The 13,000-nt window shown below is 64.2% G+C and carries 12 protein-coding genes; 4 read left to right on the top strand and 8 right to left on the bottom strand.

Annotated features, from left to right (window positions below; translation table 11 throughout):
* The first annotated feature begins 163 nt into the window (after window positions 1–163).
* From NFX52_RS04830 to NFX52_RS04820, 3 genes are read left to right on the top strand one after another with little or no spacing between them, the layout of a single operon-like run.
* Entirely contained in the window at window positions 164–1,234 is a 1,071-nt protein-coding gene (locus tag NFX52_RS04830; protein ID WP_055393259.1) for a tetratricopeptide repeat-containing glycosyltransferase, read from the top strand.
* A 31-nt stretch (window positions 1,235–1,265) separates the two neighbouring features.
* Window positions 1,266–2,339, top strand: coding sequence for a PLP-dependent cysteine synthase family protein (locus NFX52_RS04825; protein WP_202907097.1), 1,074 nt, complete (start codon window positions 1,266–1,268; stop codon window positions 2,337–2,339).
* Window positions 2,340–2,388: 49 nt separating this feature from the next.
* The gene (locus NFX52_RS04820; protein WP_207401902.1) at window positions 2,389–3,507 is read left to right on the top strand and encodes a lipocalin-like domain-containing protein; all 1,119 of its coding nucleotides are present in this window, start codon (window positions 2,389–2,391) and stop codon (window positions 3,505–3,507) included.
* A gap of 63 nt (window positions 3,508–3,570) precedes the next feature.
* Here NFX52_RS04820 and NFX52_RS04815 read toward each other — a convergent pair whose 3' ends face one another.
* The 5 genes from NFX52_RS04815 to NFX52_RS04795 form a co-directional block, all read right to left on the bottom strand.
* Window positions 3,571–4,572, bottom strand: coding sequence for a branched-chain amino acid ABC transporter permease (locus tag NFX52_RS04815; protein WP_055393257.1), 1,002 nt, complete (start codon window positions 4,570–4,572; stop codon window positions 3,571–3,573).
* A gap of 12 nt (window positions 4,573–4,584) precedes the next feature.
* The gene (locus NFX52_RS04810; RefSeq protein ID WP_010463953.1) at window positions 4,585–5,469 is read right to left on the bottom strand and encodes a branched-chain amino acid ABC transporter permease; all 885 of its coding nucleotides are present in this window, start codon (window positions 5,467–5,469) and stop codon (window positions 4,585–4,587) included.
* 98 nt (window positions 5,470–5,567) lie between these two features.
* Window positions 5,568–6,764 (bottom strand): ABC transporter substrate-binding protein, encoded by a 1,197-nt coding sequence (locus NFX52_RS04805; protein WP_055393256.1) that lies wholly within the window; start codon window positions 6,762–6,764, stop codon window positions 5,568–5,570.
* A gap of 57 nt (window positions 6,765–6,821) precedes the next feature.
* Window positions 6,822–7,535: an ABC transporter ATP-binding protein gene (locus tag NFX52_RS04800; RefSeq protein ID WP_055393254.1), complete on the bottom strand. Its 714-nt coding sequence runs from the start codon at window positions 7,533–7,535 to the stop codon at window positions 6,822–6,824.
* Window positions 7,535–8,305, bottom strand: a complete 771-nt coding sequence (locus NFX52_RS04795) for an ABC transporter ATP-binding protein (RefSeq protein ID WP_055393252.1) — start codon at window positions 8,303–8,305, stop codon at window positions 7,535–7,537. Before NFX52_RS04795 ends, NFX52_RS04800 begins: the two co-directional genes overlap by 1 nt.
* Window positions 8,306–8,681: 376 nt before the next feature.
* Here NFX52_RS04795 and NFX52_RS04790 point away from each other — a divergent pair, with 376 nt between their 5' ends.
* On the top strand, window positions 8,682–10,496 hold the full coding sequence (locus NFX52_RS04790; protein WP_055393250.1) for an ABC transporter transmembrane domain-containing protein: 1,815 nt from the start codon (window positions 8,682–8,684) through the stop codon (window positions 10,494–10,496).
* A 164-nt stretch (window positions 10,497–10,660) separates the two neighbouring features.
* Here NFX52_RS04790 and NFX52_RS04785 read toward each other — a convergent pair whose 3' ends face one another.
* From NFX52_RS04785 to nuoN, 3 genes are read right to left on the bottom strand one after another with little or no spacing between them, the layout of a single operon-like run.
* Window positions 10,661–11,146, bottom strand: a complete 486-nt coding sequence (locus NFX52_RS04785; RefSeq protein ID WP_055393248.1) for a DUF1178 family protein — start codon at window positions 11,144–11,146, stop codon at window positions 10,661–10,663.
* A gap of 24 nt (window positions 11,147–11,170) precedes the next feature.
* On the bottom strand, window positions 11,171–11,476 hold the full coding sequence (locus tag NFX52_RS04780; protein WP_055393246.1) for a DUF2818 family protein: 306 nt from the start codon (window positions 11,474–11,476) through the stop codon (window positions 11,171–11,173).
* A gap of 25 nt (window positions 11,477–11,501) precedes the next feature.
* Window positions 11,502–12,995: an NADH-quinone oxidoreductase subunit NuoN gene (gene nuoN / locus NFX52_RS04775; protein ID WP_055393244.1), complete on the bottom strand. Its 1,494-nt coding sequence runs from the start codon at window positions 12,993–12,995 to the stop codon at window positions 11,502–11,504.
* Window positions 12,996–13,000: the final 5 nt, after the last annotated feature.

Genomic DNA, 13,000 nt, shown 5'->3' with positions numbered 1-13,000 from the left:
ATCCTTGGCTTTCTGGTTGCTTGCTTGCAGATAGGATGGGACACCGCCCCCGCCAGAGGACAACTGGCGGGGACTGCGCAGACTGCTAACACCGGCCTGCGCGCAATCTGCCGGGGTCCGGATTCCCCGCCTCTAAAGCCCACGCTGAAGACCTATGCGACACATGCCCCCCGTCGTGCTCAACATGATCATCAAGAACGAGGCCCCGGTGATCACCCGGTGCCTCGCTTCGGTCAAGCCCTGGATAGACCACTGGGTCATCGTGGACACGGGCTCCACCGATGGCACGCAGGACATCGTCCGCGAGTTCATGCACGACGTTCCCGGTACCCTGTTCGAGCGCCCCTGGAAGAACTTTGCGCACAACCGCAACGAAGCACTGGAGTTGGCACGCCCCTATGGCGGCTACCTGCTCTTCATTGATGCCGACGAGCAACTGCGTGTGCCACCCGAATTTGCCTGGCCCGCGCTCTCGGCCGACGGCTACACCCTGACCTGCCACATGGACGGCTGGGAATACCAGCGCAACAGCCTGATTGCCACACGCATCGGCTGGCACTGGGAAGGCGTGCTGCACGAATACCTCACCGCCAAGCAGCACGGCCCCTGGCAAACGCTGCAGGGGCCGGTCATCCACGTCTCCCATGATGGCGCCCGCGCACGCGACCCGGAGACTTACCTGCGCGACATGGCCTTGCTGGAGCAGGCCGTGCGGGACGACCCCACCAACACGCGCAACGTGTTCTACCTGGCCCAGAGCTGCCGTGATGCCGGGAAGATCGAGCCCAGCTTGTTGTGGTACCAGCGCCGGGTGGATATGGGGGGCTGGGAAGAAGAGCGCTGGTACGCCCTGTTCCAGATCGCCGTGCTGCACGAGCGCAACCAGGCCCCCGCCGCCACCGTGCGCGATGCCTATCTGGCCGCCTACGCAGCCCGCCCCCAGCGGGCTGAACCGCTGTGCGAACTGGCCCGCTACCACCGCGAACGCGGCGAACATGCGCTCGCCACGGTGTTTGCACTGCAGGCGTCGCAGATTGCGCAACCCGCAGACATTCTTTTTGTGGACACGCAGGTGTACGCCTGGCGTGCACTGGATGAGCTGGCCGTAAGTGCCTTCTACACCCCCCACCGCGATCTGGGCCGTGCCGCTCTGCAGCGGCTGCTGGCCGAACGCCGCTACCCCGAGGCACAAGCCCAGCGCATAGAGGCCAACCAGGCGTTCTACGGGCTTTGACCACCCTGGTGACCCGACGAGGGCTGCGACAATGCAGCCCATGCAGAAACAGCCCTCCGCTTCTCCCTGGCTCCACGAAGCCATCGCCCGCATCGAAGCCGACTACCAGCGCAGTGCCGATACGCACCTGATCCCACTGCGCCTGCCTGCCTTTGCCGTACATGGCATTGACCTGTACCTCAAGGACGAATCCACCCACCCCACAGGCAGCCTCAAGCACAGGCTGGCACGGTCGCTGTTTCTGTATGCACTGTGCAATGGCTGGGTGCATGAGGGCTCGACCATCGTCGAATCGTCCAGCGGCTCCACCGCAGTGAGCGAAGCCTACTTTGCGCGGCTGCTGGGGCTGCCGTTTGTGGCGGTCATGCCGCGCACCACGTCGCCCGAAAAAATTGCGCAAATCGAGTTCCATGGCGGGCGTTGCCACTTCGTGGACAGCGCGGGCGCGGTGTACGACGCGGCCCGCACCATTGCCGCCGAAACCGGCGGCCACTACATGGACCAGTTCACTTATGCCGAGCGGGCCACCGACTGGCGCGGCAACAACAACATTGCCGAGAGCATGTTCACGCAGATGGCGCGCGAGCCGCACCCTGTCCCGCGCTGGATTGTGGTGGGCGCGGGCACGGGCGGCACCAGCGCCACCGTTGGCCGCTATGTGCGCTACCAACGCCATGCCACGCAGGTGTGTGTGGCCGACCCGGCGGGTTCGGTGTTCAGCGCCTACCACCGCACAGGCGATGCCGCGCTGACAGCGCCGGGCTCACGCATCGAGGGCATCGGCCGGCCGCGTGTGGAGCCGAGCTTTATCCGCACGCTGGTGGACCGCATGGTGGATGTGGCGGACTGCGAATCGGTTGCTGCCATGCGCGCGCTGTCGCAGTTGCTGGGACGGCGTGTGGGGCCGTCCACGGGCACCAACTTTGTGGCCATGCTGGCGCTGGCCAGCGAGATGCGTGAACGGGGCGAGCGCGGCTCCATCCTGTCGCTGCTGTGCGATGCGGGCGAGCGCTACCTGCCCACGTACTTCGACACCGACTGGGTGGACCGTACGTTTGGCGATTGCTCGGCGGCGCAGCAGAAGGTGGATGCATTGATGGGCTGAGCGCCCTGCCCCGTCCCGCAATTCCATCCCGTACATCGATCCCCACACCATGCACAGCTCCACACGCCGCCAGTGGCTGATGGGGGCCAGCCTGCAGGCAGCCGGGCTGGGTGCGCTCTGGCCGGGTATGGCGCAGGCGCTGCCTGCGCGCACGCTGGCCTTCCCGCGCGACCACGGTAGCCACCTGGAGCTGCGCACCGAGTGGTGGTACATCACCGGCCATGTGCAGGCGCAGGGCCAGCCGTGGGGGTTTCAGCTCACGTTTTTCCGGTCGCGGGTGGACGCCACGCAGGGCCTGCAGTCGGCGTTTGCGGCCAAGCAGCTGCTGTTTGCGCATGCGGCCATCACCGACGTGAAAGGCCAGCGCCTGCGGCACGACCAGCGCATTGCGCGTGCGGGTTTTGGCGTGGCGCAGGCCAGCGAGGCGGACACGCGCATCCGGCTGCAGGACTGGACGCTGGAGCGCAGTGATGTGCCGGGCAGCACTCCCGGTGAGGCGCCGCGCAGCCGCTACACCACGCGCATCACCGGCGGCGAACTGGGACTGGAGCTGCAGTTCGACAGCACGCAGCCGGTGCTGCTGCAGGGCCAGCAAGGCCTGTCGCGCAAGGGGCCGGATGCCACGCAGGCGAGCTACTACTACAGCCAGCCGCAGCTGGCCGTGAGCGGGCACCTGACAGTCGCAGGCCGCCGCATGGCGGTGGAGCCGGGCACCGGCCGCGCGTGGATGGACCACGAGTGGAGCGAGGCGCTGATGCACCCCGAGGCCCAGGGCTGGGATTGGATCGGCATGAACCTGGCCGATGGCAGCGCGCTCACGGCCTTCCGCCTGCGGCGCGCGGATGGGTCTGCGCTGTGGGCCGGAGGGTCGTGGCGGGCACCCGGGCAGGCCGTGCAGGTGTTTGGCGCGCAGGCCGTGATCTTTACCCCGCTGCGCACCTGGACCAGCCCGCACAGCGGCGCGCGCTACCCGGTGCAGTGGCGGGTGCTGACGCCGGTGGGGCAGTTTGAGGTGCGCGCCCTGCTGGACAACCAGGAGCTGGACAGCAGTGGGTCCAGCGGCGCGATTTATTGGGAGGGGCTGTCCGACCTGCTGGACGGCAGCGGACAGCCCGTGGGCCGGGGCTATCTGGAGATGACCGGATATGCAAAGCCGCTGCGCCTGTGAGGGCGGCAGCGGCTTTTTGAGCAGCATCCAGGTAGCAGCCCGCCGTTGCGGGCCATGACGGGGTCAGTGCTTTGCCGTGTTGCCCGCGCGGCGCTGTGCCAGCCAGGCAATGATTTCGCCCATGATGCCCCGGCGGAAGGCCAGCACGCAGATCACGAAGATCAGCCCCGTGACCATGGTGACGGATTCGCCCAGGGTCTTGAACCACTCCACGCTGGTCAGCGCCGCCAGCAGGTTGCCGAATTCACCGATCTTGTTTTCGAGCAGAACCACCACGGCCGAGCCGATGAGCGGGCCCGACAGTGTGCCCAGGCCGCCCACCAGCGTCATCAGGATGACCTGACCCGAGGCCGTCCAGTGCACGTCCGACAGCGTGGCAAAGCCGAGCACAAGCGTCTTGAGGGAGCCCGCCAGCCCCGCAAGCGCAGCCGACAGCACAAAGGCCAGCAGCTTGAAGCGGTGCGTGTCGTACCCCAGAGAGATTGCGCGGGGCTCGTTCTCTTTGATTCCCTTGAGCACCTGGCCGAACGGCGAGTGGATGGTGCGCACGATAACGAGGAACGCAGCCACCACGATGACCAGCGCCACGTAGTACATGACCAGATCGTCCTTCAGATCGATCAGGCCAAAGAGCTTGCCGCGCGGCACGCCCTGCAAGCCGTCTTCACCCCCGGTGAAGGGCGCTTGCAAGCACACAAAGAACAGCATCTGGGCCAGCGCCAGCGTGATCATTGAAAAATAAATGCCCTGGCGGCGGATGGCCAGCCAGCCAAACAGCAGGCCCAGCAAAGCCCCCCCGGCCGTGCCCAGCAGCAGGCCCACCTCGGGCGTGAGGCCCCACACCTTGATGGCATGCCCCGCCACGTAGGCCGCCCCGCCCAAAAATGCTGCATGCCCGAATGACAGCAGGCCGGTGTAGCCCAGCAGCAGGTTGAACGCCGAAGCAAACAGTGCAAAGCACATGAGCTTCATCACAAAGATGGGATAAGCACCAAGGAAGGGTGCGGCAATCAGGCCCAGCAGTAGCAGGCCGTAGCCGATGGTGGCAGTGTTCTTGAGATTCATGCTGGCTGCCCCTTATTTTTCTTTGCCGAACAGGCCGGCGGGGCGGATGAGGAGAACGATGACCATGATGACAAACACCACGGTCGACGATGCTTCCGGATAGAAGACCTTGGTGAAGCCTTCGATGACGCCCAAGCCCAGCCCGGTCAGGATGGAGCCCATGATGGAGCCCATGCCGCCAATCACCACCACGGCAAACACCACGATGATGAGGTTCTGGCCCATGAGCGGCGTGACCTGGTAGACCGGGGCCGCCAGCACGCCAGCGAAGGCAGCCAGCGCGGCGCCAAAGGCGTAGGTCAGGGTCACCATCACGGGCACGTTGATGCCGAAAGCTTCCACCAGGCGTGGGTTTTCAGTGCCAGCGCGCAGATAAGCGCCGAGCTTGGTCTTCTCGATCACATACCAGGTGGCAAGGCACACCACCACCGAGGCCACCACCACCCAGGCCCGGTAGTTGGGCAGGATCATGAAGCCCAGGTTGGTCGCGCCTTCCAGCAGCTCAGGGGTGTCATAGCCCAGGCCCGACACGCCATAGATGGAGCGGAACACGCCTTCAATCAGCAAGGTGAGGCCGAGCGTGAGCAGCAGGCCATAAAGATGGTCCAGCTTGTAGATCCAGCGCAGCAGCAAGCGCTCGATCAACACCCCAAACAAGCCCACCACCAGCGGCGCCAGCACCAGCATCCACCAATAGTTGATGCCGAAGTAGTTCATCGCCATCCAGGTCATCAGGGCGCCCGTCATGAACAGCGCCCCGTGGGCGAAGTTGATGACGTTGAGCAGGCCAAAGATCACGGCCAGGCCGAGGCTGAGGATGGCGTAGAACGACCCATTGACCAGCCCCAGAAGGAGCTGGCTCAACAGGCCCGGCAATGAGACACCAAAAATTTCCATGGGAGGCAGTGGCAGGTGGAGGGGGTTCAGGTCAGGGGGCACAACGCGCCAGGCCAGCCCATCTGGGCGGCTGTGCGCGTTGAATCCGGCTCAGGGCTTTACTTCCAGAGCGCGCACTTGCTCTCAGCCTTGGTGGTGAACACCGTGTCGCCGGGCAGCTTCTTGACGAGCTTGTAGTAGTCCCAGGGCTTGGTGGACTCCGAAGGCTTCTTCACTTCCATCAGGTACATGTCATGCACGTAACGGCCATCGGGGCGCAGTTGGCCCGACGCAAAGAAGTCGTTCATCTTCATGCCGCGCCATGTGGCCATGACCTTGTCGGCATCCACCGTCTTGGCTGCTTCCACGGCCTTGAGGTAGTTCATCGTGGCGGAGTAATCGGCCGCCTGGATTTCGGTAGGCATGCGCTTGGTCTTCTCGAAGAAACGCGCGGCAAACTTGCGCGTGTCGTCGTTCAGATCCCAGTACCAGCTGGTGGTGAATTGCAGGCCTTCGGTGTTGCGCAGGCCCAGGCTGTGCACGTCGCTGATGAAGATCAGCAGACCCGCCAGCTTCATGCTCTTGCCAATGCCGAACTCCTTGGCAGCCTTGATGGCGTTGATGGTGTCGCCGCCAGCATTGGCGAGACCCAGAATCTGTGCCTTGGAGTTCTGCGCCTGCAACAGGAAGGACGAGAAGTCGGACGCGTTGAGCGGGTGGCGCACGGTGCCCACCACGGTGCCGCCCTTGGCCTTGACCACCGTGCTGGTATCGGCTTCGAGTGCATGGCCGAACGCATAGTCTGCCGTGAGGAAGTACCAGGACTTGCCGCCGGTATCCACGATGGCCGAACCCGTGCCCTTGGCCAACGCCACGGTGTCATAGGCATAGTGCACGGTGTAGGGCGTGCACTGGTCGTTGGTCAGCGCCGAACTGGCGGCGCCATTGTTGATGTACACGCGTTTCTTTTCGGCCGCCACCTTGGCCGATGCCAGGGCTGTGCCAGAGTTGGTGCCACCAAACAGCATGGTCAGGCCCTGGGTGTCGATCCACTCGCGGGCCTTGGAAGCCGCGATGTCGGCCTTGTTCTGGTGGTCTGCGGTGAGCAGCTCGATGGGCATGCCCAGCACCTTGCCGCCAAAATCATCAATCGCCATCTGGATGGCCACCGCACCGTTCTTGCCCTCCACGTCGGCGTACAGGCTGGACATGTCGGTGATGAAACCGATCTTGACCTTGTCTTGCGCATGCGCGGCCGAGGTGGCCAGGCCAGCGGCGCCCAGCACCAGTGCCAGCGTTTTGAGTTTGTTCTTCATGGATTGTCTCCTGTGGGTGTGGTTGAAGAAAACGGGAAGCAAGACTTCGGGGCGCATTCAAACGCCCAGCAGTTCGGTCAGCACGGGCATCTTTTCTTCCAGCTCCGACGCGCCGAATTTTTCGACGATGCGGCCGTGCTCCATGACATAAAAGCGATCGGCGAGCGGTGCGGCAAAGCGGAAGTTCTGCTCGACCATGACCACGGTGTAGCCTTTCTCGCGCAGCATCATGATCATGCGGGCCAAGGCCTGCACGATGACCGGTGCCAGGCCCTCGGAAATCTCGTCGAGCAGCAGCAACTTGGCGCCAGTACGCAGAATGCGGGCCACGGCCAGCATCTGCTGTTCGCCGCCCGACAGGCGTGTGCCCTGGCTGTTCTTGCGCTCGGCCAGGTTGGGGAACATGGCATAGATCTCCTGCACCGACATGCCGGGCGTGCCGGTCTTCAGTGCCGGGGGCAGGAGCAGGTTTTCTTCGCACGACAGGCTGGAGAAGATGCCGCGCTCTTCCGGGCAGTAGCCCACGCCCAGGTGCGCAATGCGGTGCGTGGCCATGTGGATGGTCTCCACACCATGGATCTTGACCGAGCCCTTGCGCGCACCGGTCAGGCCCATGATGGCGCGCATGGTGGTGGTGCGGCCCGCGCCGTTGCGGCCCAGCAGCGTGACCACTTCGCCGGGCTGCACAACGATGTCCACACCATGGAGCACGTGCGACTCGCCGTACCAGGCTTCAAGGTTCTTGATTTCGAGGGCGGGAGCGGCAGCCATCAATGCGCTCCTTGGAGTTGACCGTCGGTGGTGCCCATGTAGGCTTCCATGACCTGTGGGTTGTTCGAAACTTCTTCGTAGGGCCCCTCAGCCAGCACTGCGCCGCGCTGCAGCACGGTGATGCGGTCCGCAATGGTGGAGACGACCTTCATGTTGTGCTCGACCATCAAGATGGTGCGACCGGCAGAGACCTTTTTGATCAGCTGGGTGACGCGGTCCACGTCTTCGTGGCCCATGCCCTGGGTGGGCTCGTCCAGCAGCATCAGCTCGGGTTCCATGGCCAGTGTGGTGGCGATCTCCAGCGCGCGCTTGCGGCCGTACGGCAGGTTGACCGTCACCTCGTCGGCCAAGTCTTCCAGGCCCACTTCTGTCAACAACTGCATCGCGCGGTCGTCCAGTTGCGACAGGGTGCGCTCGCTGCGCCAGAAGTGGAACGAGGTGCCCAGCTTGCGCTGCAGGCCCAGGCGCACGTTCTCCATCAGCGTGAGGTGGGGGAACACCGCCGAGATCTGGAACGAGCGGATGACGCCGCGGCGCGCGATCTGTGCGGGCTGCTCTCGCGTGATGTCGTGCCCGTTGAACCGGATGGTGCCCGAGGTGGGCGTGAGAAACTTGGTCAGCAGGTTGAAACACGTGGTCTTGCCTGCGCCGTTGGGGCCGATCAGCGCATGGATGGAGCCCCGGCGGACGGCCAGATTCACATCGCTGACGGCGGTGAAGCCCTTGAACTCTTTGGTCAGGCTGTGGGTTTCAAGAATGACGTCGCTCATTGCGCCTGGGTCGCTCCGTTGGGTGCTGGGGAAAGAAGCCTTGGCCAGCAAGGTCCTCATGCATGCGTTGTGATCGCAGTGCATCGTATGCCCCCCTACCCCGCAGTAGATACTGGGACTAATGCCTATGTATAAACGCCTACGCTTTCGGGCATCGCGACCTGCGGCGGCGCCCATGGCAACGGTGCGCAGGCACGGCATCGCCCGCCCTTGCTGGTTTTGGAAGGCGATACCCCGCGCAAAGCAGCCTGTGGCTTGCCCTCGCTCACGGGTCGGCCCGCCAGGAAGAACACTGACTTTTTTCTTACATCTTGTCTTGTCGGCGGCACGAATAGGCGCCCAGCGGAGCACGGGCGGCCCCTCTACACTGACCCCCATGGCTTCCACCCCCACTCAACCCTCCAGCGGCGCCCCACGCTCCCTGACTGGCCTCCTCCCCTTTTTGCGACCGTACCGCGCACGCATCACACTGTCGGTGGTGTTCCTGGTACTGGCAGCGCTTGCCACCCTCGCCTTCCCCCTGGCCTTGCGCAATCTGGTCGATGGTGGCCTGGTGAACGCCGACAAGGGAGCCCAAACCATGGCACTGCACAATCACTTCGAGGCGCTGTTTGCCGTGGCGGTGGCACTGGGGGTGTTCTCCGCCGCGCGGTTTTACATGGTGAGCTGGCTGGGCGAGCGGGTGACCGCCGACCTGCGCAACGCGGTATACGGCCATGTGCTGCAACAAAGCCCGCAGTTCTTTGAGACCACCCAGACCGGCGAAGTGCTGTCGCGCCTGACCACCGACACCACGCTGGTACAGACCGTCGTCGGCTCCTCCCTGTCGATGGGACTGCGCAACGCCGTGATGGGGGTCGGGGCGCTGGCCATGCTGGTGTGGACCAACCCCTACGTCATGTCGGTGGTCATGGTGGCCGTGGTGCTGGTGGTGCTGCCCACCATGTGGATCGGCAGGCGCGTGCGGCGCCTGTCGCGCGACAGCCAGGACCGGGTGGCCGATTCCAGCGCCATTGCGGCCGAGGTGCTCAATGCCGTGCCAGTCGTGCAAAGCTACACGGCAGAACCCCGCGAGACCACCCGCTTCATGCAGGCCACCGAGAACGCGTTCCAGGTCGCCATCAAGCGCACCGGGGCCCGCGCCCTGCTCGTGGCCTTCATCATCATTGCAAACGCCGCACTGCTGCTCTGGGGGCTGTACCGGGGCACGGAGGCGGTACTGGCGGGCAAGATGACAGCCGGGCATCTGGGGCAGACCGTGGTGTATGTGATCTTGCTGGCCGGTGCCGTGGCCGTGCTGGGCGAGGTCTATGGCGACCTGCTGCGCGCTGCGGGCGCCACGGAACGGCTGATGGAATTGCTCGCGACCCGATCGCCCGTGGCAGACCCGATCGCGCCGCAGGACCTGCCTGTATCGGAACGGGGGCTGGAGGTGGAGTTTGAGAACGTGTGGTTCCACTACCCCTCGCGCCCCGACCAGCCCGCGCTGCACGACTTTAAGCTGCACCTGGCGCCGGGCGAAACGGTGGCGCTGGTGGGCGCCAGCGGCGCAGGCAAAACCACGGTGTTCCAGCTGCTGCAGCGCTTTTACGACGTGGATACCGAGGCACAGGGCCAACCCCAGGGCGCCATCCGCCTCAACGGTGTGGACATCCGCCAACTGCGCCTGGAAACCCTGCGCTTGCACACGGGCACCGTGCCGCAGGACGCCGTGATTTTCTCGGCATCGGCCATGGACAACATCCGCTACGGGCGCCCCCAGGCGACAGACGAAGAAGTCATGGCGGCCACACGTGCCGCCTTTGCACACGACTTCATCATGGCGCTGCCCGAGGGCTATGGCACTTTCCTGGGTGAACGGGGCGTGCGGCTGTCCGGCGGCCAGCGACAGCGCATTGCCATTGCCCGGGCCATGCTCAAAAACCCGCCCCTGCTCCTGCTAGACGAAGCCACCAGCGCGCTGGACGCAGAGAGCGAACGCATGGTGCAGGCGGCGTTGGATACCGCCATGCAGCGCCACACAGGTCGGCGCACCACGCTGGTCATTGCCCACAGGCTGGCCACGGTGCAGAACGCGGACCGCATTGTGGTGCTGGAACATGGGCGCATCGTTGAGCAAGGCACCCACACGGCCCTGCTGGCGCAAGGCGGCGTCTATGCCCGCCTGGCGGCGTTGCAGTTCACGGTGTAACGCCCGCACTGTCAGATCGCGGCCAACAGTGGGGGTTTACGGAGGGTTTCCGGCTAATCCCAGGCCGCCCGTCATATTGATATCAAATTGATAGCAATACTGTCTTACCCATCAAGCGCCAGCAGCCTAAAACATTTAATATTTTGGGCCCAAGCATCGATGGCCTACTGGAGCGTTTCCTTGGCGGCGGCGGGCAGAGGCAAGGGCATGACGGCGATCCCCTCCTCCAGCAACTCCATCGCCTCATCCGGAGTGGCCTGCCCGCGAATCGCGCGCTCCTGCACCTCACCGTGGTGCATGCGCCGGGCCTCCTGCGCAAAGCGCGCACCCACATCCTCGGTATTCGCGACGATCTTGCGGGCAAGGTCCAGCCAGGCAGCCTGTAATGCGGGGGGAAGTGCCGGAGAGTTTCCGACCTGGAGACTGCCGCCCTCGGGTGCGGCAGACGGTGTAGGCACGGCTGACGGTGCAGATGGCTCGCGCGCCCCCAGGTTCAGCCGGGGAGCACTCAAGCGTTTTTCAATGTGATCGTCCGCGCACAGCGGGCATTGCACCAATCCACGTTGCTTCTGGCCCTGGAAATCGTCTTCCGAAGCGAACCAGCCTTCAAAGACATGGCCCTGCCGGCATTGGAGATCAAGCACCTTCATGGCAAACCTTGGGCACGCTGGCCATCAGCCGTGGCGGCGCAGCAGGTAACGATAAACAAAACCTGGAAAGGCGAGTGTAAGGAACAGCGTCCCGGTGATCGCATAGAACTCCCAGCCTTGCGAAGCAATCTGCCCGGCCCTGCGCTCCAGCAACAGCGCCAAGCCACCCACCAGAAAGTACAGCAGGATCAGCTCGCCCAGGCGGCCCACCAGCGGCTTTCTCGGATTGGACTGTGGCCCTACCGCCAGCCAGCGGTGGTTGACAAAAGGCAGGTTGGCAGCAATGAACGCTGCCACGATGACCAGCCAGACGGACCCGGTAAGCGACACAGGAACAGCAGGCAGTGGGGAACGCTTAGGTGGCCAGCGCGCGCACGACAGCGTCAGCGCAAAGGGCCATCAAGCCGCCGGGCAGAAGGCCCAGCACCAGCAGGAGCGCGCCGTTAAGGGTCAGCACCACACGCACATCCGCCGGGGCGGACACGTTCGAGGCCGTCAGCGGTGCATCGAAGTACATGACCTTCACCACCCGCAGGTAGTAGAAGGCGCCGATCAGCGACATGATCACCGCGAACACCGCCATCGCGATGTACAGGGTCTGGCCTGAGGCCACCAACGCCTGCAGCACGGCCAGCTTGGCGTAGAAACCCACGAGCGGCGGAATACCGGCCATCGAGAACAGGCAGACGGCCATCACACCGGCGTACAGGGGGCTACGCTGGTTGAGGCCAGCAAAGTCCGAAATTTCCTCGCTTTCGAAGCCTTCGCGGGCCAGCAGCAAGATCACGCCAAAGGCTGCCAGCGTGGTGAGCACATAGGTCACCACGTAGAACATCGAGGCGCTGTAGGCGTTCTCAACGGCCGTAGCATCCACATTGCCGTTCACCACACCCGACATCAGACCCAGCAGCACAAAGCCCATTTGCGAGATGGTGGAGTACGCCAGCATGCGCTTGAGGTTGGTCTGCGCGATGGCGGCCAGGTTACCCACGAGCAGCGAGCCAATCGCCAGCACTGCCAGCATCTGCTGCCAGTCGATGGCCAAGGGCAACAACCCGTCCACCAGCAGGCGGATGGTGATGGCAAACGCTGCCAGCTTGGGCGCACCACCGATCATGAGCGTGACCGCCGTGGGAGCGCCCTGGTAGACGTCGGGAATCCACATGTGGAAAGGCACGACACCCAGTTTGAAGGCCAGGCCGGCCACCACGAACACGAGGCCGAAAACCAGCACCTGGTGGCGAATCTGGCCTGAATTGACGGCCTTGAACACCTGACCGATATCGAGCGAACCCGTGGCGCCGTAGATCATGGACAGGCCGTACAGCAGGAAGCCGCTGGCCATGGCGCCGAGCACGAAATACTTCATGGCCGCTTCTGTGGCCGTGGCATTGTCACGGCGCAGGGCCACAAGCGCGTAGCTCGACAGGGTCAGCAGCTCCAGACCCAGGTAGATCACGAGGAAGTTGTTGCCCGAGATCATGATGAACATGCCCAGCAGCGCAAACATCGACAAGGTGAACATCTCGCCGCCACGCATCATGCCGCGATCTGCCGCGTAGGGTCGGGCATAGACCAGCGTGATCATCATGGCCACCGTGGCGAAGCACTTGAGCCAGTTGCCCATGGCATCGCTCACCACCATGTTGCCAAACCCATAGAAGGTGTTGCCGCTGCTGGCGTACATGGCCTGCAATCCAGCCACCACGGCGAGCGTGAGCAGGGTGAGCACGTAGGTGGCGGTGCGGCGGGCGCTGTGCACGCCCAGATCGACCAGCGCGATCACGCAGGCCATGGTCAACAGCACGATTTCGGGGTAAATCGCGAGCCAGCTGATGTTGTCAATCATCTTCT

The organism is Acidovorax facilis (genome assembly GCF_023913775.1).
Classification (GTDB): Bacteria; Pseudomonadota; Gammaproteobacteria; order Burkholderiales; family Burkholderiaceae_C; genus Acidovorax; species Acidovorax facilis.
This window is presented reverse-complemented; position numbering and strand designations above follow the sequence as displayed.